Raw genomic sequence first — 20,347 nt, forward strand, 5'->3', positions numbered from 1 at the left:
TATTTAATTATTAGGAATAGCACTACTCCTAGAGTTCTTTTAATAGAGGGTGGTAATTAACATCATATTCTTCATCTCTTCTTTTCAAATCATTATCCTCTTGGAAAACACCCTCAAAAAATTCACTAGCTAATGGTGCAAGTAATTTATAATATTGCTCGAACAAAAGAGCAGCATGATTTCCGTTCCAGATCTCTGGCAATAGCTCCTTCGGAAGACCAGGATCAATAAAAAGAAACTTTCGGTATTCATGGACTAACCTTGTTCGTTCTACAAAACAGTCTGCAGAGGACATTTTATTATCATTTATTATACTTTGATGCACAATATACTGATGACTATAAGCTGTTATAAATTCTTTATACTTTGCTTCTATATCAACAAGTGGCCAGCTTTTTTCAACTAAAGCTTGGTTCTCTTTTGGACCTTTATAGTCAGATACAAAAAAGTCTACATACTCGTGTATTTCATATTTATCTATTAATAATTTTACTTCTTTTTCTAGATTATTCGGAGAGATCCAGCATCCACTAGAAAAACTTCCAAAACCACTCCAAAGCAGCTCTTTTCGAAGCTCATCTCTTATTTGTCTTTTTTCCTCGGGAATTGTGTACATTAACATACGCCATTTCCCATCCCATTCGTTAGGCATAAGCTTAAATATTCGATTTGCCGCTTCTTCCATTCTTACTTTGCCTCGATTAGTTAGAAAATAATAGCTTTTATTACCTTGTTTTTCAGACTCCAACCATCCTTGTTTCATCATTCTAGAAACTGCTACGCGTACGGATTGCTCATTATGTCCGAATTCCTTGAGTAGGCGAATCAGACTTCCAATCCATATTTTATTGCCGTAGTGCCTTATATAGTCACCATAAACAGTGAAAATCATTGACTGTGTATTAGACATGTTATTAATCACTCATTTCTATTTTACCTAATTAATAATATATCACTTTTTCAGAATTTTTTCTTTAATTTGTTATAAGAGTATACTAATTATTTCCCTGAAAATAATTTAATTTTCTGAATTTGTTTTCAATCTTGGAGAAACCAGTAAGAGCTGTACCAACACGTTAAAAATAAATGACATTATATTAACACAGAAAAACAATTTATCTTCTAAAAAGTAATGCGATTTGATTGACGATATATTCTGAGCTATGCTCCGTACCTTCTTCCAACCACCATTCAATCACCCCAAACATTGCAGAAGCAAGTATATCCAGTGAGACACGTTCTGGCCCATTTAATACTTGTCTTGTTGTTCTCCGCGCTTTGATAAATGACTTTATTTCTTTATGCATTTTTCGCTTAAAACGGTCTTCTTTAAATAAAACAGAGAACAAGATGCGATGGTTATAGAAATAGTCTAAATATGATAATAACTGAGTTCGTTCATTAGAGCTTTCTAATTTGCGCACTTGCTCCGAACTTTAGTATTCTACTAACTGGTCGAATGATTCAAGCAGCTGGAGCTGGAATTATCATGCCGTTAATGATGAGTATTGTTATGTTCATATATCCACCTGAAAAACGCGGAAGTGCAATGGGCTTAATCGGTTTTGCTATTATCTTCGCTCCAGCCATTGCTCCTACATTGGCTGTATTTATACTTGAATATTTTTCATGGCGCTGGCTATTTATTGGTTTATTGCCTTTTGTCGTATTCATTATCGTACTTGCACTTAAATACTTGATCAATATATCTGATCAGGAAACCGCTAAGCTAGATTGGCTAAGTGTTATATTATCTACACTTGGATTTGGATTTTTACTTTACGGTTTTAGTAGCGCAGGCAGTCAGGGCTGGACTAATCCAATTATTATAAGCTCTACCGTTGCTGGAATAGTCATTACTTACATTTTCTGCATGCGTCAATTACGATCAGAGGATCCGTTGCTCAATTTAAATGTCTTTACAAATAAGACATTCACTATGATATCCATAATTAATGTGCTTGTTACGATGATTATGTATGCAGATATGATTTTACTGCCCATTTACTTGCAGGACGGTAGAGGCTTTACAGCTCTTGATGCTGGGTTATTATTACCAGGAGCGTTAGTCAACGCTTTCATGTCACCAGTTACAGGAAAACTATACGATAAGTATGGTGCCAAACCATTGTTTATAACTGGATTGTTATTCATTATTCCAACCATGTGGGTCGTGACAGATTTAAATGATTCGACGTCCTTTACATTTTTGATGATTCGAACGATTTTCTTGCGTATTGGGCTAAGCTTCATCACGATGCCGCTAAATACAGCTGGGCTAAATGCCTTACCTAAATTGCTTATAACACATGGTACTGCAGTTAACAATACGGTTCGTCAGCTTGCTGGCTCGATTGGAACAGCAGTTGTTGTTACTATTTTCACGGTTCAGTCATTAAAGCATACCGAAAATATCTCGAAGTAAATCCCTACAGCTGGTATCGATCAGCTTAAAGCGTTAGCATCCATTTACGGTTCAAGCGACGCCTATATTTTCATGACTATACTATCCATACTGGCGTTACTTATCACCGTATTTTATCCTAACAGACAAAAGAGCGTTCCAACTAAATAATCTGGTAGTTTAATGTACTCAAAAGAGGTTGGGACATAAGTCTCTTCAAAATACAATATAGTTGTTTTCCGATACGGGGGCGCTTTCCGGTGGCACGGCTTCAATCTCCTCGTCGCTTTGCTCCTGCGGGGCTTTCAGCTCGCGCTGTTCCACCAGGAGTCGCCCCCTCCTCTCCAAACAATAAGAATAGAGAAATTTTTCATTAGATACCAGTTATATTAAAAAGGTGAAGACGTGAAATCAAGTTTGCTGATTTCACGTCTTTTAATTAATTGACTAATTATGTCCCAGCCTCTATTTGACTTTCAATCTATCCTTTTACTTATAATAATTACTGTATATTTTCAAATACTGCAGCTATACCTTGACCTACGCCTACACACATAGTGGCAAGACCGAATCTCACTTCTCTTCTCCTCATCTCATATAGAAGTGTAGTCACTATCCTTGCTCCGCTAGCACCTAACGGATGTCCGAGAGCGATTGCACCACCATTCACATTTACAATTGTTGGGTCGAGTTCTAATTCACGAATGCAAGCCAACGACTGTGAAGCAAATGCCTCATTTAATTCGACTAAGCCAATTTCTTCTTTTAAAACTCCTGCACGCTTTAGTACTTTGTTAGTTGCAAATACAGGTCCTATTCCCATTACACCAGGCTCTACACCAGCAGTAGCGGATGCAATATACCTTGCTATAGGCTTCAAACCTAATTCCTTTGCTTTGTCTGCGCTCATTAGAAGCAAGCCTGCTGCTCCATCATTAACACCAGATGCATTTCCTGCCGTTACACTACCTCCTTTAAAAATAGGAGGAAGTTTGTTCAGCTTTTCCAAACTTGTTTCTGGCCTCGGATGCTCATCAGTATCAATGATCACTTCCTGACCCTTTTGATTTGTATACTTCACTGGTATTATTTCATTCAAGAAGCGATTTTCAGCCATTGCTTTTTTAGCCCTTTGCTGACTTTCAAAGGAATAGAGGTCCTGATCTTCTCTAGTTATTTTATATTTCTCGGCAACGTTCTCAGCTGTTTTAGGCATCGAATCGGTACCATACATTTCTTCTAACAATGGATTTATAAATCTCCATCCAATTGTCGTATCTATAAGCTCCATATTCCCTCGGGGAAATTCTTTCATAGGCTTTGCCATTACATAAGGGGCGCGAGTCATGCTCTCTGTTCCACCAGCTATGTATATATCACCCTCGCCAACTGCTATTGCCCGAGCAGCATAAACGATAGCATCTAAGCCAGAACCACAAAGCCTGTTTATTGTCGTGCCTCCAACCTCTATTGGAAGACCAGAAAGTAATGCGGACATTCTTGCCACATTACGATTATCCTCCCCTGCTTGGTTTGCATTACCTAGGACAACCTCTTCTATTTGGTCCACTGGAACACGTTCGTTTCTTTCTAGAAGTCCCTTAATAACCATGGCAGCCAAATCGTCTGGTCTAATACTTTTTAAAGACCCATTATATCTCCCGATAGGAGTACGAACAGCATCGACTATTACAACCTCTCTCATCTTCACTCCTCCTCACCGGTATAGCTGTAAACTCCCTTGCCTGTCTTCCTTCCAAGACGACCAGCCTTGACGTATTGTTCAAGGAGGGGGGCAGGCCGATATTTTTCACCAAGCTTTTCATGTAAATATTTTAAATTGTTCAGTCTAGTATCTAAACCAACGAGATCTCCTAGCTCAAACGGACCCATCGGATAATTCAAGCCGAGCTTAATCGCCTTATCAATTTCCTCTGGCGTACCGATTCCTTCCTGAAGCATATAGAACGCTTCGTTACCAACCAAAGCACTGATTCGACTAGTTATGAAGCCTGGAAATTCTTTAACTACTACCGTTTCCTTTCCCATTTGCTCAGCAACCTGTTTAATAGCAGCAACTGTTTCATCACTCGTCTCAAGCCCTCTTACAATCTCTACTAATGGCATTTTATGTACCGGATTAAAAAAGTGCATGGCAATTGTTTTATCCGGACGATTAGAAAAGGAAGCAACTTCCGTAGGACTCATGGTAGATGTATTAGTAGCAAAGTAACACTTAGCGGGAGCATGCAGTACTAATGCTTCAAAGACGGATTTCTTAATCGCTAGTTGCTCAGGCACAGCTTCTATAACTAAGTCAGCCGTTTCCAGAGCCAAAGAAAGATCTTTTTCATACCTCAGCTTGTTTAAAGACTTTTCCGCCATATCAGAAGTTATCTTTTGTCGTTTAATACCTTTTTCAAATAAGCTCTCAATTTCTTTTTTAGCCTGTTCTAAGGCAGTAGGTTTTGTGTCCACCACCGTTACGGCAAAACCAGAAACTGCAGCTACGTAAGCGATACCTCGCCCCATTACCCCGGAACCCACAACAACTATGCAGTTAATCAATATAAGCACCTCCATATTTTTTATTACTATACTAAAAAAGGACAGGAACCACTCTAGCTCCTGTCCAGTTATTTTATAGTCCTAAAGGGTTCAAAGGACGGCTACCATAATATGATAAAATACTCTTCGTTTCTGAGTATAAATCTAATGTTTCAATACAAAGCTCTCGGCCAAAGCCTGACTGCTTATAGCCACCAAACGGAGTGCCTGGAAATGCAGAAAACGGACAATTTACCATTACAATTCCTGCTTTTATTTGATTAGCTACTCTTGTTGCCCTTGCTCCGTCTTTAGACCAAACCGCAGAGCCAAGACCAAAAGTAGTATCATTAGCTAGCTTAATAGCTTCTTTTTCATCTTTAAACTTCATTACCACCACAACCGGTCCAAAAATTTCTTCCTTAACTATGTTCATGTCGTGATTCACATTAGTAATGATAGTCGGCTCAAACCAGAATCCTTTTTCATATCCTTTAGGAGAGCATTTATGACCTCCAGCTAGAATCTCTGCTCCGTCCTTAATTGCCGACTGAACATATCCATTTATAGTGTCCAGCTGGGTTTGATCTATAATTGCCCCAACATGCGTCCCTTTATCAAAAGGGTTTCCTAGCTGTAGTCTTTTTGTCTTTTCTACAAATTTACTCATAAATTCATCATAGATTTCCTCTTGGACATACAATCGAGAGCGAGCCTCACACGATTGACCTGAGTTATAGAAAATACCAAACAAGGAGCCATCTACTGCTGCATCTATATCTGCATCAGCAAAGACTAGACTAGGCGACTTACCACCAAGCTCAAGTGTTACTCGCTTCAAGCTTTCAGATGCCTTCCCCATAATGTCCTTACCAATAGGCGTGGACCCTGTAAAAGCAACCTTATCGACTTGTGGATGCTCGACTAAATAATTACCTATATCCGACCCTGAACCTGGAATGACGTTAACAACTCCGGCTGGCACGCCTGCCTCTAGGCAAATTTCCCCTAGTGCAATGGCAGTGAGAGGAGTTAAAGAAGCTGGTTTTACAATAACCGAACAGCCAACTGCAATTGCAGGAGCAACCTTCCAGGCAGCCATCATCAGTGGGTAGTTCCACGGTATAATTTGTGCACATACGCCAACGGGTTCTTTTTCGGTATAGTTGTGAAACTGACCGGGTACGTTATTAACCGTCCCTCTATGACCAACAATTGCCCCTGCGTAAAATTCAAAATCCTCTATTGCCTGTGTTACTTGGCCCTGAGCGGCGTGTAGTGATTTTCCCGTATCTAAAATTTCTAGCTCTACTAGTTCATTAAAGCGAGATCGCATGATGGCAGCAATTTTATTTAAAACTTGCGCCCTTCGACCAACGGGATACATTTTCCACTTTCCATGATCAAATGAATGACGTGCAGCAGCTATTGCCTTTTCTGCATCCTCTTTTGAAGCCTTTGCAACTTCTGCCACTAACTCACCCGTTGCCGGATTGTAGGTTTTTATCGTTTCGCCACTCGACCCTTTCATTTTTTCTCCATCTATGATTAAATGATAAAATTCTCTTTTAATAGTTTCTTTTTCCGTTTTGTCGTCTTTAACAGTTGTCAAAGTACCCACTCCTTATTTTCCTGTGAAAACAGGTTTTCTTTTTTGTAAGAAGGCTTCAACACCTTCATGGTGATCAGTTGTTAGACCGGCAATACGCTGCGTTTGTGCCTCTAATTCTAAGTAATCTTCTAGCCTCATATCTGAAAGCGCTTTCAAATTTTGTTTTATAAGAGCGATTGCTTTTGTTGGTAGAGATGCAAGATGCTCTGCAAAATTAGTTACTTCGGTTTCCCAGCTTTCCATAGGTATTATCTTGTTTGCTAAACCTAGGTCCATTGCTTTATGTGCCGTAACTTTCTCTCCTAATATAGATAGCTCTAACGTTTTCCCATACCCTATTAGTTTAGTTAAGTAATACAGGTTCCCACAATCGGGTACGAGTCCCACATGTATAAATGCGTTGATAAGACTAGCCTTTTCTGATATCACTCGAAAATCACATGCTAACGCTAGACTAAAACCTGCTCCTGCCGCTACTCCATTAACAGCAGCTACTACTGGCTTTTCACATTGCCGGATCTGGAGAAGCATTGGATAATAGGACTCTCTGAGTAGATTACCATGATTCATCTGATCATCTACTTCAGCTAAATCCTGTCCTGAACAGAACGCTCTTCCTTCTCCAGTTAACACGATGCATCGTACTTCCTCGTTAGATGATGCCGATTTAAAGATAGTCTTAAGTTCTCGATTCATTTCTGAGGTAAAAGCATTTAGCTTGTCTGGTCTGTTAAGGGTAATCCATGCTACTCCATTTTTCACTTCAAACTTAATCGTCTCATACATACTCTCAACACCTCGCTATTTCCCTTGATAGTTCGGTTTTCTTTTTTCTATAAATGCATTCATTCCCTCTTTTTGATCCTCGGTACCAAATAGCAAATAGAAGTTTTTTCTTTCATATTGCATACCTTCATGGAGGGAATAATCTACCGCCTTGTTAACAGAGTCCTTTATGAGACGGAGAGAAATAGGCGGTTGTTTAGCAAGCTTCTGGGCCAGTCTCATTGTTTCTTCCATAAGTAGCTCGCTCGCTACTATTTTGTTGATAATACCATGGTCGAGAGCCGTGTCTGCTAGGATTCTTTCCCCGGTCCAAAGCCATTCTAGCGCTTTTGTTTTACCGACTAGCTTCGTCAATCTCTGGGTTCCACCAGCGCCCGGCATTACACCAAGTCCTACCTCTGGGAATGAAAACTCCGTTCCTGTGGCTGCTATCAAGAGATCACAAGCAAGTGCAAGTTCAAAGCCTCCACCAAAGACAAATCCTTTGACTGCTCCAATAATTGGCTTTTTAACAGTAGCTATACGATCCCATTCAGAAAATTGATTTAGTAACTCAAGACTGATTGGATCGTCCTCCATCATTTCCTCAATATCAGCACCAGCCGAGAATGCCCTTCCTCTTCCTGTTATGACAATAACCCGAACTTCTTTTTCACGTTCAAATGCTAGTAGTGCATCCATTATTTCACTAACCATTTTTCTATTTAGTGAATTGAGCCGATCAGGACGATTTAATTCGATTAACCCTATATGATCATTAATGCTTGTTTCAATGAAGTCGAAGGACATTATGCATCCTCGCCTATCATTAGCGTAACTAATTCTCCTGCAAATCCCATTAAATCCTTTCCAGAAGCCCTTCCTTCCGCTGATTTTAGTCCAGCTTTCAAGGAATCCATGTCATCATAGATCATTTCGCACATTAAATAATATTCCGACTCTCCTCCCATTGGAGAACCCGTAAACTTAGTTACCTTCATTTCTCGTAGACCCGGGATTTTTTGTGTAATGGGAGCGTGTACGTTAAAGTAGTGTTCATCAAAATCCTTTTTGTTTTCTGGGTGCTTATACATTGCGACTAATTTAGCCATTCATAATCCTCCTTTACATAATAGTAGAAATTGGTTTCATTGCTTCAAATACGTTTTTACAGCTTTTACAGTACAAAATGCTTCTACAAGCCGTTGGACCAAAAAGGTTCTCTAAGGTAGTGTAGGTTGACCCACAATAAGCACAGTCCACCTGCCACACATCTTCTCCTTCCTTAAATATAGGAGGAGGCGCTATGCCAAACTTCCTTAAATTTACATGCCCTCGTTTTGTTATCCTTTCCGAAGTCCAGGGAGGATGAAAAATAAAATCTACCTCCACTCCCAGTACACCTGGTATTCGCTCGATTGCAGCCCTAGTATTGCCTTTAATTATTTCCAACGCAGGACAGCCTAAAAAGGTAGGTAATAAATGGATATGAACTTTCCCACCATCTATCTTAATCTCCTCCACCATACCAAGATCCATAATACTAACCGAGTCTATCTCCGGATCCATTACTTTATAAAGGGCACTGATCACTAAATCCTTTAAAACTATTAAACTTTGGGTCACTCTTGTCACCTCTTTTCTTGAGCCTTACCAGGAAGCCGCCGGATCCATCCTATATACCTCTGAAAGAGTTTCAATCGCCTCATCTAAGTCCTTCAAATGCACTCCATTGCGACCATTTTTATTGGGAACAGTGGATATACTTGGCTTAGCAAGCTGAAGAAATTCAAAAGTCGGAGCTACGCTTTGGAGCCATCTTTCCATTAATAAGTTCTCTGGTTCTATTAACTGATGCTTTTCTATAATCTCCTTGTCTGCTCCACAGGAGAAAAAATCAGCAAAGTCATCACTCACTAGCATTATTGCATCTGTCATTTTCTGTTTAGCTAAGTCGGTTGAATTCAACAATTGCTTAAACCATGTTTCCCAATGCAAACGGTGGTAGTAAATTTCCATCTTTACCTTTTTAGCAATTTCAGCCAAAGGAATATATGAACTAGAGCACAAGGAATCGACTTTAACCTTTTTCGCAGTAATATAAAAATAGCTTCTTACTACTTGTAAAGCCCAGTCATATTGTGGAATCTCCATGTAAGAGCCTTTTCCATTGGCTCTTTCCGTCAGTATGCTATTCTTTCTTTTACTGGACTCTCTCAGATGAGCAAGATCATCAGCATTCCCCAACCCCAATTCTTCAAGTAGGTTGTAATACATGACGGCATGCCCCATACTATCCTGGCTAATGGATGAGGAAGCGACGTCCTCTTCTATATGAGGAGCGAGGCCTAGCCACTCTGATCCACGATACGCATACATAAAATCGTCATCTGCTAACTGAAAAAGCAAGCTGGCTATAGCTTCCTTATGTTCCTTGCTCATACCAACAGTCATTTCCGATCCCCTCCCCAAGATAATATTTCTTTTTCATCTAATATTTGCTGCTCATAGTGTCGCCATTTTTTCTTTAGGTACCCGTAGCCCTTTGTCGTTCGATAATCCTTGTTGTCTAATCTTGCTAACGTTTCCTTCTCCTCCAGGTCAAGCTTACGGATATGCTTGCGATTGACGATCCATATGTCAGCTACCGGCTCTCGTCTCATAAAGTTTTCTTGAGCCATTATAAAAGCCATATCTTCATTCGGAGCGAGTAAACTAAACTGATGTAAAAAAGCTGAGCTTGGGGTTCGTTTGCTAAATATTTCATATTCTTGATAAAAATTTTCTTCTTTCATATTAGCTGCTCCTTCCTTAGCTTACTGTCGCACTAAGCGCATCACGGACCCATGCATTGTTTTCATATGAGATTCTTCTTAAATTTAGGCGCGTCTCTGATCTAGGACCACCGTTTTTAATAATTTTCTTAAATTCATTCCAATCAGGCTGCTGGTATATCCACGTATTAGTTTCTTTATCGAATGTTAAGGTTGGATCAGGAACAGTCAGCCCCAAGGATAAAATTCTAGGGATGTATTTATCAAAAAAGATTTGTCTAAATTCTTCATTTGTTTTCGTTCTTATTTTGTATTTAATCGTTAAATCCTGTTTAGAGGAGCCTGTAGTTTCCTTAGATGCGGGGCCAAAGAACATAAGGAGCGGCTCCCACCAACGGTTAAGAGCTTCTTGAATCATCTCTTTTTGTTTGCTTGTACCTTCAGCGAGAGCCATGATAATCGACTCCCCATGCTGAGCGTGAAACACCTCTTCGGCACAAATTCGCTGCAACGCTCTCGAGTACGGACCATACGAGGCACCCAGCATATTTGTCTGGGTGATTATAGCCGCTCCGTCTACTAGCCAGCCGATAATCCCTGCATCTGCCCAAGTTTTTGTCCCCATATGAAAGACATTGTGGAACTTAAGATCTCCTTTAAAGAGATCCTGCATCAAATCAGCCCTATTTTTCCCATAAGGCTTTAGCAAATCCTCTGTCACCCTAAGTAACAGCTGACCATGACCCATTTCATCTTGCACTTTCGCCATAATCCCTAACTTTCTAGATAGAGAAGGAGCACGTGGCACCCATTCCTTCTCTGGCAGAGCCCCCATAATTTCACTCATCCCATGCATAGAGATCAATTTGATTAATGTGACGCGATATTCCTCAGGCATCCAATCATCGGCTTCAATCTTGTCTCCCATTTCAATTCTTTCCATAAAACGATCCATTTGCTGCTGCTCATCTTGTGAAGTTAGAACTACGCTCACTTACCTTCCTCCTTTATTTAAGCTATGCTTTTCTAAAATAACTCATAACACCATTAAAACGACTTAAAATAAAAGTTATATAACATGCTTTAGTTCCCAAATAAACGAATGCTCTAGAACTCTATCATTATTAATAAAAAGTTACTATAGTAGTCTCTATGATTAATCAGTAATTTATATAACAAATATTAAACGTAAAACTTAAATTTAGTGATACTTTTATTACAGATTAATAGTATCCTTGAAATTAGTCAACTAAAAATTCAGAAAATAACAATAAATAATGGACCATAATAGCAAGAATTAAGACGATTCCTTCTCCTATATTTGTTAAAGTAGACATAAGGCAATTACAAACGGAAAAAGTTATATGATATGATGAATAAAATTTACTGAAAAAGGGAGTGAAAATTCGTGGCTAAAGTAAACCTTTCTTTTGACGAAATGTGGCAAAGGATTATATCTTGCGATAGTAATTATGATGGATGCTTTTATACAGCCGTAAAAACTACTAAAATTTATTGTAGGCCCTCCTGTAAATCCAGAAAACCCAAAAAGGAGAACGTACAGTTTTATGAAACTAAATCTGAGGCAGAGAATGCTGGTTTTCGAGCCTGTAAAAGATGCAAGCCTGATATAGAACTTGCGCCTCAAGAGGATTTAGTGAGCGAAGTAATTTCTTTTCTGACCTGCAATTACAAGGAGGTAATAACGCTGGAGAGCCTCTCTTTACATATTGGAGTAAGTCCATTCCATCTGGAGCGAGTCTTTAAACATGTAACGTCCGAGAGTCCACGTACGTTTTTAGAAAAAGTTCGCATAGAAAAAGCAATCCATTTATTGAAGAATACAGATAATACAAACCTAGAAATATCATTGAAAACAGGCTTTAAAAGTACATCAACTTTCTATAAGGCTTTTAAAAGCTCCTTACATACCTCTCCTAGTGAATATCGAAAACAATGGAGGAGTTCGGAAATATGAATGAGATCCTAAAACCAAATACACTAAATATACCTACTCCTTCTGACTTTTGCTTCCAGGAATGTCTAGCTCATTTAATGAGATCTGAACAGGAAACAGTACATCAAGTAATAGACCATTCTATTTATAAGGCTATTAAAATAGATGGCGATGAGCCCATTTTGTTTATAATTGACTGGAAACCTGATGCACTACATGTACGATTTCCACTTACTACACCTTCTGCTAAGCAGAAAGAGCAAACTGCTTCATTTATAATTGAATGGTTTGATCTAACTACGGATTTGAATGGGTTTTATGAGCTCGCTAAACATGATCCTATTTTAAGCCCGATCGTTCAAAACCACTATGGCTTACGTATCATGGGAATCCCTAATCTTTTTGAAGCATTAACCTGGGCCATTATCGGTCAACAAATAAATTTGACATTTGCCTATACTTTAAAAAAGCGGTTAGTTGAAAAATACGGAGACTTTGTAGAATATGAAGGTAAAAAATTCTACACATTTCCTTCCTTTGAAATGATTGCTTCTTTAACAACAGATGATTTACGAGCCTTACAGTTTAGTACTAGAAAAGCAGAGTATATCATTGGTATTGCTCAGCTGATGCAAGGTGGAAAGTTAGACAAGGACATATTATTTAAACTAGAGACATTTGAACAAAAGCATTTGTATTTAACGACTATAAGAGGTATTGGACCTTGGACTGCAGACTATGTGTTGATGAAAAGCCTACAAGAGTCCTCTGCTTTCCCTATTTCAGACGTTGGATTGCATAATGCCCTAAAAAAACAATTAAACCTTGACCGTAAACCTACGATGGACGAACTAAAAGAACTAGCCGAAAGATGGAAAGGCTGGCAGGCATACGCTACATTTTATCTATGGAGGTCCTTATAATGTATCAAGTAGACTATCAATCACCGATTGGAGTATTAGAAATCTCAAGTACGAGCGAGGCTATTGATGCTATTCGCTTTACTGAAAGAAAAGAAGTAGAACACGGGCTAGAGGCCGATCATCCTCCTATACTTCATACTTGTATCGAGCAATTAAATGAGTATTTTTATGGAGACCGTACGGAATTTACCTTTCTCTATAACTATGAGGGCACTGAATTTCAGCAATCGGTTTGGCAAGCACTTACACAAGTTCCTTATGCGACAACTGCTACCTATAAGCATATAGCCGAAACGATTGGGAAAAATCGTGCGGTTAGAGCTGTAGGAAGTGCTAATAACAAAAACAGATTACCTATTGTTATACCCTGTCATCGGATCATAAGCGTTGGAGGAAAGTTGACTGGTTACGCTGGGGGTCTGTGGAGGAAAGAATGGCTTTTACAGCATGAACAATCTAAATTAAAAAAGTTCAACACAACCACTTTATAAATATAGAAGAAGGAGCCCTAGATAAATATCCGGGGCTCCTTCTAAGAGTTGATTTTCGTTGTATAGCTTATGTGTAAATGTAAAAGATGGCTATGTTAAAGGGTAGAGTTGATTTATGATGCAAAGAAATCTTAAATCAGAGAGTAGAATTGATTTCCTCCCCAGCCGGCCGCTTTCCTCGGGGTGAGCGATAAGCCATCACCATCGCTTACGCGCGTGGTTGTGATGTCTTAATAATAAATGGGAACAGCTTTAGCATCGATAAAGCGCTAATAAATTTACTCGCATAAACAAAGCTAAAAACTGTCACCAAACCCAATTTCATCATCTATTTATGTTCTTAATAGCCATTTGAAAATTCATTTGTTTATGTTTACAGTCACTATAAAAAAATTGTTAGTCAAAATCAACCAATAACTTTAACAAAGCTTAAAAGATTATGGCGATTTCTTAATTCGTTTTAAGACATATATAATTACCAGTAATAAACCTAAGGAGAGCAGACTGATATATATGGTATTTATATTTGTGGTACTTTTGGGAGTTAACTGTTCTTCATCCTTGCTAGCAGTTGAGTCATTTGAAACTAGTTCAATTGGTTTTTCACCTTTTCCTAATTCAGATAAATCCTTATCTGCTAAAGACAACGGAGTAGTTTTGGAACAGTAATTCACTTGAATTTCTCCATTTGATTCATTTGCATATACTAAATACTCTTGATTCAATTCAAATTCGTAGCCACAACTTTCCGTATTTCTTACAGTATAAACTGTAATTGGTGATTGATTCGGCCCTTTCCAATATTCATTAACTTCAAAATGTACACTGATAGGATCAGTTGAAGATTGTATTGACTTATTTTTGTTCTCATCTATTATTTCAACAACTTTTCCAGAAAAAACTGTGGAACTAAAATCTAATTCTTCTTTCACGGTGTTTGGCCCATCACATGAACAAGCGTAACCTGTAACAGAGAAAAAATTAAAAAAAGGTAAAAAAAGTAGTATCAACAACAAAACAATGTACTTAACTTTATTGTTAATTATAGAATTGATGTTCAGGTCACCTCCCCTTTAACACTGTACAAGCTTAGAATATATTACTGTTCTTCGTTATTAAGAAAAATAAAGTCACCGTCAATAATATCCTGCAAATACTCGTCAAAGCTGTCTGCAATCACTTTGTATTCATCTGGATCGTGCAAAAATCGAACTATTTGACCGCTTACACCATCAGCTGAAGGGTTAAAGTCGATATAGAGTCTTGATGTCCCACCGTTGTTCATACAGTCTGCAAAATGAATATATTTACCAGGTAGCAGTCCCTCTTGATTTATCTTAGGGTCAACAGCCTCCTCGTCAACTTGATATTCTAAAAGATAGGAGACGTCTTCTTCTTCCTTTGAACTATCGAGCATCTGTTGTGTAGATAGCAAATAATATGGATATTCGCCATCAGCAACATCAGCGCCTAAAATACAAACCGCAATTTCATTTTCTTTATACACCCGCCAATATGTACCGTCTATATTTTCCAGTAAACAGATTAATGATTCTGGACATTCTGGATATTTTATCCTAAGGGTATTAATATCCTCTTTTGATGCTCCACATGCTGTATTTAATTCGTCGAGTTCCTCTTTTGATAAAGCTTTTCTTAACCTGATTAAAAATTCGTTAACCAAATTCATTATTTCGTCCTCCTAAAATAAAAAATAAGAAGTATTTGTTTGTCTGTATGTCTATTATAAAACTCATTTAAATTTACACAGATTAGTATAAGAAAATTCTTTTTCAAACTGGTCTTTTCTTTTAATGCTTAATCCTTTGCTTCTTAATGAGACGTTCTTTTTCGTCCAAATTAAATATACCTGGCTCCCAGCTCGAATTAACACCATGACCACCAATAATTTCTCCATCTGCTTCGAATACTACAGCTTCTAAATGTTTTCCTTCAACATCTTCTTCATTTAGCTCATAGGTATGCCGTATAACTTCTTTTCCTAAATACTCCCTCAAAAATGTAATTCCACTCGCTTCATAGTTACTAAGCATTTCATCGGGAATATCTAATATATAAGTTTCAACTTCAATTGACTCTTTTATCTCCCAAGCTTTTTCTGATAAATATATTTCGTGACGTTCATTAAGACTTTCCTGACCACAAGCCGGAACGAATAATATTCCTACAATCATCATAAAGAGCATTTTGATTTTCATTACAACACCTCATTTTATAATTGATGCATGAATGATAGCGTTTTACACCTTACCGAACCTATCTCATCAGAATCGTTATATTCCGGAATATACACTTAATAAGTACTCCTTTTCCGAATGATGTTGAACTATTAAAATATTATTTCTAACTTATATTATTCGACTAAGAAATTTTATATCCTCTAAAAAGGACAATCAATAAGTAATGTAGAATATGTATAAAAATACTATTTGAAAGAGGGTTAATTTGAAAAATCAAATTTGTGTTATAAGCATTTATGTGCCAAATTTAAAGAAAGCAATTGATTTTTATACTAATACTTTAGGTTTTGAATTACATAAGCAGTATGGCCCTAAGCTTGCATCACTCGTTAACGGAAACTTACCACTTGTTTTGGAGGAAAATGATAGTGCAATCAATAACCAAAATGCTTCAGGAGTTGCATTGGGATTGCAAACGGAAGATATTTATGAAAAGGTTAAATTCTTAAAAGAAAAAGAAGTACATTTTATAATAGATGAGCCAACTGATTGTCCTCCAGGAAAATTCATTAGTTTTCGAGACCCTTTTGGAAATATTTTAGAATACCTGCAATTTGAAGATTAATAATCTAATGAAAATAAAAATTGAGTTAAGGCGTGCATTAAAAAAGAGCTAGAATAAGTTATCTAGCTCTTTTTTAATTTGATCAGAAAAGAGAAATTATTTAATAAGTTGCTAGAAGCGTTTTCTGAAATTCCGCTATGCTTTGTCCAGTAGTTTTCTCTAAGGTGTTATAAAAATCATTTAATGACTCAGATAATAACAATTCCGTAATAATTTCTGAACCATATAAATTATCCAGCTTTCTTAGTGTAAAGTAGCCTTGTAGATATACTTTATAATGCTCTAATGTAGCGGGTATAGTTTTATTTGTGTCTAGTAATCGATAATCCACCGCTTCCCCTAGAAGGTCCGGGTTGATCACTCTATCCTGATAGCCTACATATTCACTTAACCCCTCTATAAACCAAAAAGGCAGATGCTCCATTTTACTACTCAATCCATTGACCTTGGCAAATTGGTGAATACGATAATGGGTATATTCATGTAATAAGATACGTTCCCATCTTTTTTCATCATCCATTTTCATCAGATGAATAGACTGATTTCTACGTTTGTAATAACCTACTGCTCCAGGGGACACTTCCTTAATTGCAGCTGAATCATTATATATTTCGATTGTTAAGGGGTCCTGTAGCTCTGGCCCAAAAATCCGATCTAGGTTTGCTTTTTCCTTGGCTAACATAGAAGAATACTCTGCCACTGAAGTATAATTATCTTCAGAAAAAAAATAAGATATACTATCAATCTGCTTGGACTCTACATTTTTTTGGATTGAGTCTCCTGTAAATAAAGAGAATAATTTTCTGCTTTTAGTCTCTTCTGCTTTTGTTCCAGTGGATAGAGGCGCTATCTCTTTATAAGGTTCTTCACTGAAATTAGACCATGCGCTACCTCCTATGTAGAAGGAGCATAATAAGGTGGCTGTTAATATAAAGCTCACTGAAGGACGAACAATAGACATCGAAAAATCTCGCTTCGTTTCCAAGTAATACATAAAAAAGATAAATAGTAAGCAGCTAATTAAAATGCTCCACACTAGATGACTCCAGTTATAATGAACAATAATTGTTTGTATGGTATACGCTCCGATGACGAAAGGAAACAACAGAAACAAAGCTCGCTTGATGATCGTTCTCAATTTATCCTCCTATTGAATGTTTGTACGTTTGCTCGTTGCTATGTTGTGCTTGGCATGGTCGATTTGCTTCATGCCAACCATTGTTGATAATATGCCTTTCGTATTCATTAGGAATCGCAAGCTATCATCTGTTTTTTGTATTTCTTTTCCTAGGTTAAAGGGTGCACTGGTCGTTACGTGCATATTTAACTGTCTTGCTGCCTCGAGTACTGTCATGTCAATTCCAGCAACTGATTGGTTTTTCTTTTTGATTGCTTCAAGAAAAATTCTATTTACGGGTATTTGCACAAATCTAAAGTGATGGTCTTTACCTCCAACATTTTTGGCTATACTTTCTGCTATTTCTAAAGAGATATAGCCTTTCTCATCCTGATCACTGATAAGTCCAAGCCATGTAGCCATTCCATAAAAGCGGATATTTTGCTTCTCTACCTGTTCCTCAAAAAAGTAAAATAAATCCTCTAGCTGTTTGTAGAATACATCTTTTCCAAGAACCTTCATAGAAAGCTCTGGAACATGTAAATAATATATATCAATCGTATCCAAATGAAGGTGCTTTCTGCTTTGCTCTATAGCAAACCGGAAGTAATTAGGGGTGAGTACGTGCTTTTGATGTTCAACAGTTTGTATATCTGTCTCTTTAATAATTGTATTTTGTAAAAGCACCGACTCTAAATAATCCTTGGGAACAAGTCCGGCATCTTTATCTCCCGGAAGTAGCCCACCTTTAGTGGAAAGGACAAATTCTGATCTTTTCAATTTTGTGTTTTCTGTTAACTCTAAAAGAACCTTGCCGATGTCTCTTTCTGATTTCATACCACGATAATTTAAGGCGGTATCAATAAAGTTTAGTCCGTTCAATAGACTAAAGCGAACCGTTTCTTGATATAAGGCAGAATGTGCCTCCGTCATCTCTCCTAAATGTGTTCCAATTGCAATTGGAGAGCAATAAAACCACGGTGTTTCTCTATTATTGGATTGGTGATGACGCAGGTAACCAAAGGTATCCTCTCGAGTCGCAAAGCCTTTTATCATTTGATTGCATTCTCCTTTAAAAAATCTAAAGCCATATAATAAGCATTGGCGGTGAAAAGCTGTTGAATTTCACCATTCTTTATTAAAGAGTGCATTTCCTTAAAATCAAAAATATGCACATCAACAAATTCCGTAGGATCCAGGTGTTGATCACTAATTTGAAATGCATCTAAAATCAAATAGGTGTATACCTTATTCGTTTGAGTAGCTGGGTTTACGTAAAATTGACCCAATAAAACTGGCTCGCGTTCGGTTGTATATCCGGTCTCCTCTTTAACTTCTCTAAGAATTGCCTCCTGGTAGCTTTCTTGTCCCTCTGGCTTTCCAGCTGGGATTTCTAAAAAAAAAATTTCGACCTGCGTAGCGGTATTGGCTTACTAAAATAATTTGCTGTTCCTTTGTAAGCACAATGGCATTGACCCAGTCCGCATATTCATTTACATAGTAGTCATCAATTACCTGTCCATCTGGCAGTGCACAAATGTCTTTTCTTAAATTTCCAAATGGGGATTTAAAAATATACGAGGAACTTAACGTTTTCCAAGCGATCAATCGTTTCACTCCTTTATCTTGAAGTTCAGTAGGTAAGCCATAATTATGACTAAAACTTATATTTGTAGTGAGGTACCACAATCGGAGCAAAAATTGGATGATCGACGAACTGGATGGCCACAGTTTGAGCAATAGGCTTCCGCTTTTAACTGTCCCTCCTCCCATCCTTGGCTGGCTGCAGCCATTTGTTCACGTATTACCTCGTTATTTAGTTCTTTTATTTTTTTATAATTACCTACTCCAGTTAAAACAAATCCGAAAAAGATAAGGGGAGCACCCACAAAGAATAACCAAAAATACTGTGGTTCCTCAAAAAAATCCAGCGTAAAAAATTCAAAAAAAGCAAACCCTATGCAACACACGCCAACTATCATCAAAAATGGACCTATTAGCTTCACTTCAAGGTCACCTCATTTTCAAAAAAATTCATAAAGACCTCCATCAAAATATTTAAATTCTTCTATTGAAATAGGTGTAGAATCATAACCCTCATAGAAAGCTTCCACTAATAATGGATTTGATTGTATGGATCTAGTTGCAAGAGCTAGGTCATACCTAGGGTCTCCATGTGCTACTCCAGCAAGATCAATAAAAGCATATACCATACCATCCTTCACAAGTACATTATCAATCGTACAATCCCCATGTATAAGTGTTTGAGGTATTGGCTTAGGCTGGTTGAATTTTAAATAAGTAAGTAGCTCTTCATTGCCATCCACTTTGTAATGCATGACGTTATAAGCGGCTGTATGTAATTGTTTTTCAAGCCAATTATTTTTAGTTAGCAATGCACCTGGTGATCTAGTAGTGTGTAATAATTTTAGGAGAGTTCCAAAGCTGAGAAAAAGGGATCTCTTTTCCTCGATTGAATTTGCTTCGTGTAAGGCTTCTCTTAAAGGTACTCCTTCTAACTTACTCATTAGAAGTGAATTCTCTTCTGGTTGCTCTTTGTAATGCATGAATAATGGAATCGGAAGTTCTGTCTCTTTATTTAGAAGTTCCATTACCTCTGCTTCTTTTTTTAGCCATTCTCGATAAGGTAGCTCAGTTGCTACTTTCCATACAAAATTTCCTTTTTTAGTTTGTAGAAAGGTGGTAAATGATGTTCCACCTTGACGCTTTGGGAAAGACTGTGAAAGTATCTCTCCAGTTATTTTAATATCCAAACTATCAATTATTTGTTTATTCAAAATAAAACACCTCTAGGTCATATTATACAATAGCTTAATAATAAATAACTATGTCTTTTTCATTATTTTGTAAAAATTAAAACTATTTTCGTTATTTCAATTGACGTATATCCCAGCAATCCCTATATGTTAA

25 protein-coding genes and 1 pseudogene are annotated in these 20,347 nt (G+C 37.5%); 5 read left to right on the forward strand and 21 right to left on the reverse strand.

The genetic code is table 11. The features are described from left to right. Window positions 1–28: 28 nt before the first annotated feature. Entirely contained in the window at window positions 29–910 is an 882-nt protein-coding gene (paaX, locus tag NSQ95_RS09975; RefSeq protein WP_342559632.1) for a phenylacetic acid degradation operon negative regulatory protein PaaX, read from the reverse strand. Between the two features lie 205 nt (window positions 911–1,115). Continuing rightward, window positions 1,116–1,424, reverse strand: coding sequence for a TetR-like C-terminal domain-containing protein (locus NSQ95_RS09980; protein WP_340883404.1), 309 nt, complete (start codon window positions 1,422–1,424; stop codon window positions 1,116–1,118). Between NSQ95_RS09980 and NSQ95_RS09985 the strand changes: the two are divergent. Further along, window positions 1,412–2,575 (forward strand): annotated as a pseudogene (locus NSQ95_RS09985) (DHA2 family efflux MFS transporter permease subunit); the annotation flags it as partial. The gene NSQ95_RS09980 and the pseudogene NSQ95_RS09985 sit on opposite strands and share 13 nt — an antisense overlap. A gap of 331 nt (window positions 2,576–2,906) precedes the next feature. Here NSQ95_RS09985 and NSQ95_RS09990 read toward each other — a convergent pair. The 10 genes from NSQ95_RS09990 to paaA all read right to left on the reverse strand — a co-directional run bounded on the left by NSQ95_RS09990 (window position 2,907) and on the right by paaA (window position 11,057). Further along, the gene (locus NSQ95_RS09990) at window positions 2,907–4,109 is read right to left on the reverse strand and encodes an acetyl-CoA C-acyltransferase (RefSeq protein ID WP_340883403.1); all 1,203 of its coding nucleotides are present in this window, start codon (window positions 4,107–4,109) and stop codon (window positions 2,907–2,909) included. A gap of 2 nt (window positions 4,110–4,111) precedes the next feature. Then, window positions 4,112–4,972, reverse strand: coding sequence for a 3-hydroxyacyl-CoA dehydrogenase (locus tag NSQ95_RS09995; protein WP_340883402.1), 861 nt, complete (start codon window positions 4,970–4,972; stop codon window positions 4,112–4,114). Window positions 4,973–5,045: 73 nt separating this feature from the next. Continuing rightward, window positions 5,046–6,563 (reverse strand): aldehyde dehydrogenase family protein, encoded by a 1,518-nt coding sequence (locus tag NSQ95_RS10000; RefSeq protein ID WP_340883401.1) that lies wholly within the window; start codon window positions 6,561–6,563, stop codon window positions 5,046–5,048. A 12-nt stretch (window positions 6,564–6,575) separates the two neighbouring features. Beyond that, window positions 6,576–7,349, reverse strand: coding sequence for an enoyl-CoA hydratase-related protein (locus NSQ95_RS10005; RefSeq protein ID WP_340883399.1), 774 nt, complete (start codon window positions 7,347–7,349; stop codon window positions 6,576–6,578). Window positions 7,350–7,364: 15 nt separating this feature from the next. After that, the gene (locus tag NSQ95_RS10010) at window positions 7,365–8,138 is read right to left on the reverse strand and encodes an enoyl-CoA hydratase-related protein (protein WP_340883398.1); all 774 of its coding nucleotides are present in this window, start codon (window positions 8,136–8,138) and stop codon (window positions 7,365–7,367) included. Further along, window positions 8,138–8,440, reverse strand: coding sequence for an EthD family reductase (locus NSQ95_RS10015; protein WP_340883397.1), 303 nt, complete (start codon window positions 8,438–8,440; stop codon window positions 8,138–8,140). The genes NSQ95_RS10010 and NSQ95_RS10015 overlap by 1 nt, the downstream gene beginning before the upstream one ends. A gap of 13 nt (window positions 8,441–8,453) precedes the next feature. Continuing rightward, a complete protein-coding gene (gene paaD, locus NSQ95_RS10020; RefSeq protein WP_340883396.1) occupies window positions 8,454–8,954 on the reverse strand; it encodes a 1,2-phenylacetyl-CoA epoxidase subunit PaaD in 501 nt (166 codons plus the stop codon). 24 nt (window positions 8,955–8,978) lie between these two features. Continuing rightward, the gene (gene paaC / locus NSQ95_RS10025) at window positions 8,979–9,782 is read right to left on the reverse strand and encodes a 1,2-phenylacetyl-CoA epoxidase subunit PaaC (RefSeq protein WP_340883395.1); all 804 of its coding nucleotides are present in this window, start codon (window positions 9,780–9,782) and stop codon (window positions 8,979–8,981) included. Next, the gene (paaB, locus tag NSQ95_RS10030) at window positions 9,779–10,123 is read right to left on the reverse strand and encodes a 1,2-phenylacetyl-CoA epoxidase subunit PaaB (protein ID WP_169358240.1); all 345 of its coding nucleotides are present in this window, start codon (window positions 10,121–10,123) and stop codon (window positions 9,779–9,781) included. Before paaB ends, paaC begins: the two co-directional genes overlap by 4 nt. A 16-nt stretch (window positions 10,124–10,139) precedes the next feature. Further along, window positions 10,140–11,057: a 1,2-phenylacetyl-CoA epoxidase subunit PaaA gene (gene paaA / locus NSQ95_RS10035; RefSeq protein ID WP_340885964.1), complete on the reverse strand. Its 918-nt coding sequence runs from the start codon at window positions 11,055–11,057 to the stop codon at window positions 10,140–10,142. A gap of 483 nt (window positions 11,058–11,540) precedes the next feature. On the opposite strand from paaA, the gene NSQ95_RS10040 reads away from it, so the two are divergent. Genes NSQ95_RS10040 through NSQ95_RS10050 form a run of 3 tightly spaced genes read left to right on the forward strand, consistent with a single transcriptional unit; the run spans window position 11,541 to window position 13,473 of the window. Continuing rightward, window positions 11,541–12,080, forward strand: coding sequence for an Ada metal-binding domain-containing protein (locus NSQ95_RS10040; RefSeq protein ID WP_340885961.1), 540 nt, complete (start codon window positions 11,541–11,543; stop codon window positions 12,078–12,080). Further along, window positions 12,077–12,982 carry a DNA-3-methyladenine glycosylase gene (locus NSQ95_RS10045; protein ID WP_340883393.1) on the forward strand — a complete coding sequence of 302 codons (906 nt, stop codon included), beginning with the start codon at window positions 12,077–12,079 and terminating at the stop codon, window positions 12,980–12,982. The genes NSQ95_RS10040 and NSQ95_RS10045 overlap by 4 nt, the downstream gene beginning before the upstream one ends. Next, window positions 12,982–13,473 (forward strand): methylated-DNA--[protein]-cysteine S-methyltransferase, encoded by a 492-nt coding sequence (locus NSQ95_RS10050; RefSeq protein ID WP_340883391.1) that lies wholly within the window; start codon window positions 12,982–12,984, stop codon window positions 13,471–13,473. The genes NSQ95_RS10045 and NSQ95_RS10050 overlap by 1 nt, the downstream gene beginning before the upstream one ends. Window positions 13,474–13,910: 437 nt before the next feature. Here NSQ95_RS10050 and NSQ95_RS10055 read toward each other — a convergent pair whose 3' ends face one another. The 3 genes from NSQ95_RS10055 to NSQ95_RS10065 form a co-directional block, all read right to left on the reverse strand. Beyond that, the gene (locus NSQ95_RS10055; protein ID WP_340883390.1) at window positions 13,911–14,405 is read right to left on the reverse strand and encodes a hypothetical protein; all 495 of its coding nucleotides are present in this window, start codon (window positions 14,403–14,405) and stop codon (window positions 13,911–13,913) included. Between the two features lie 167 nt (window positions 14,406–14,572). Further along, window positions 14,573–15,163, reverse strand: a complete 591-nt coding sequence (locus NSQ95_RS10060; protein WP_340883388.1) for an SMI1/KNR4 family protein — start codon at window positions 15,161–15,163, stop codon at window positions 14,573–14,575. 121 nt (window positions 15,164–15,284) lie between these two features. After that, complete coding sequence (locus tag NSQ95_RS10065) at window positions 15,285–15,692, reverse strand: DUF4830 domain-containing protein (protein ID WP_340883386.1); 408 nt, start codon at window positions 15,690–15,692, stop codon at window positions 15,285–15,287. 247 nt (window positions 15,693–15,939) lie between these two features. Between NSQ95_RS10065 and NSQ95_RS10070 the strand changes: the two genes are divergently transcribed. Continuing rightward, window positions 15,940–16,299 (forward strand): VOC family protein, encoded by a 360-nt coding sequence (locus tag NSQ95_RS10070; protein WP_340883383.1) that lies wholly within the window; start codon window positions 15,940–15,942, stop codon window positions 16,297–16,299. A 100-nt stretch (window positions 16,300–16,399) separates the two neighbouring features. Here the strand turns inward: NSQ95_RS10070 and NSQ95_RS10075 are convergent, their stop codons facing one another. The 6 genes from NSQ95_RS10075 to NSQ95_RS10100 are packed head-to-tail and all read right to left on the reverse strand — an operon-like array spanning window position 16,400 to window position 20,214. Further along, entirely contained in the window at window positions 16,400–17,437 is a 1,038-nt protein-coding gene (locus NSQ95_RS10075) for a collagenase (protein ID WP_340883381.1), read from the reverse strand. Window positions 17,438–17,446: 9 nt separating this feature from the next. Next, the gene (locus NSQ95_RS10080) at window positions 17,447–18,472 is read right to left on the reverse strand and encodes an aldo/keto reductase (RefSeq protein ID WP_340883380.1); all 1,026 of its coding nucleotides are present in this window, start codon (window positions 18,470–18,472) and stop codon (window positions 17,447–17,449) included. Further along, window positions 18,469–18,822, reverse strand: coding sequence for an NUDIX hydrolase (locus NSQ95_RS10085; RefSeq protein ID WP_342560809.1), 354 nt, complete (start codon window positions 18,820–18,822; stop codon window positions 18,469–18,471). The genes NSQ95_RS10080 and NSQ95_RS10085 overlap by 4 nt, the downstream gene beginning before the upstream one ends. After that, window positions 18,755–19,024: a hypothetical protein gene (locus NSQ95_RS10090; RefSeq protein ID WP_340883379.1), complete on the reverse strand. Its 270-nt coding sequence runs from the start codon at window positions 19,022–19,024 to the stop codon at window positions 18,755–18,757. Before NSQ95_RS10090 ends, NSQ95_RS10085 begins: the two co-directional genes overlap by 68 nt. 56 nt (window positions 19,025–19,080) lie before the next feature. Beyond that, window positions 19,081–19,422 carry a zinc ribbon domain-containing protein gene (locus tag NSQ95_RS10095; protein WP_340883378.1) on the reverse strand — a complete coding sequence of 114 codons (342 nt, stop codon included), beginning with the start codon at window positions 19,420–19,422 and terminating at the stop codon, window positions 19,081–19,083. Window positions 19,423–19,440: 18 nt separating this feature from the next. Further along, window positions 19,441–20,214 (reverse strand): phosphotransferase, encoded by a 774-nt coding sequence (locus NSQ95_RS10100; RefSeq protein ID WP_340883377.1) that lies wholly within the window; start codon window positions 20,212–20,214, stop codon window positions 19,441–19,443. Between the last annotated feature and the right edge of the window lie 133 nt (window positions 20,215–20,347).

Origin of the sequence: Psychrobacillus sp. FSL W7-1457 (genome assembly GCF_038593405.1) — a bacterium.
GTDB lineage: Bacteria > Bacillota > Bacilli > Bacillales_A > Planococcaceae > Psychrobacillus.

Coding starts and splice junctions, on each gene's coding strand:
- paaA (WP_340885964.1), bottom strand. CDS start 11,057: ATGGATCGTTTTATGGAAAGAATTGAAATGGGAGACAAGATTGAAGCC.
- paaX (WP_342559632.1), bottom strand. CDS start 910: ATGTCTAATACACAGTCAATGATTTTCACTGTTTATGGTGACTATATA.
- NSQ95_RS10010 (WP_340883398.1), bottom strand. CDS start 8,138: ATGTCCTTCGACTTCATTGAAACAAGCATTAATGATCATATAGGGTTA.
- NSQ95_RS10005 (WP_340883399.1), bottom strand. CDS start 7,349: ATGTATGAGACGATTAAGTTTGAAGTGAAAAATGGAGTAGCATGGATT.
- NSQ95_RS10045 (WP_340883393.1), top strand. CDS start 12,077: ATGAATGAGATCCTAAAACCAAATACACTAAATATACCTACTCCTTCT.
- NSQ95_RS10080 (WP_340883380.1), bottom strand. CDS start 18,472: ATGATAAAAGGCTTTGCGACTCGAGAGGATACCTTTGGTTACCTGCGT.
- NSQ95_RS10015 (WP_340883397.1), bottom strand. CDS start 8,440: ATGGCTAAATTAGTCGCAATGTATAAGCACCCAGAAAACAAAAAGGAT.
- paaC (WP_340883395.1), bottom strand. CDS start 9,782: ATGACTGTTGGTATGAGCAAGGAACATAAGGAAGCTATAGCCAGCTTG.
- paaB (WP_169358240.1), bottom strand. CDS start 10,123: ATGAAAGAAGAAAATTTTTATCAAGAATATGAAATATTTAGCAAACGA.
- NSQ95_RS09990 (WP_340883403.1), bottom strand. CDS start 4,109: ATGAGAGAGGTTGTAATAGTCGATGCTGTTCGTACTCCTATCGGGAGA.
- NSQ95_RS10040 (WP_340885961.1), top strand. CDS start 11,541: ATGTGGCAAAGGATTATATCTTGCGATAGTAATTATGATGGATGCTTT.
- NSQ95_RS10050 (WP_340883391.1), top strand. CDS start 12,982: ATGTATCAAGTAGACTATCAATCACCGATTGGAGTATTAGAAATCTCA.
- NSQ95_RS10065 (WP_340883386.1), bottom strand. CDS start 15,692: ATGAAAATCAAAATGCTCTTTATGATGATTGTAGGAATATTATTCGTT.
- NSQ95_RS10060 (WP_340883388.1), bottom strand. CDS start 15,163: ATGAATTTGGTTAACGAATTTTTAATCAGGTTAAGAAAAGCTTTATCA.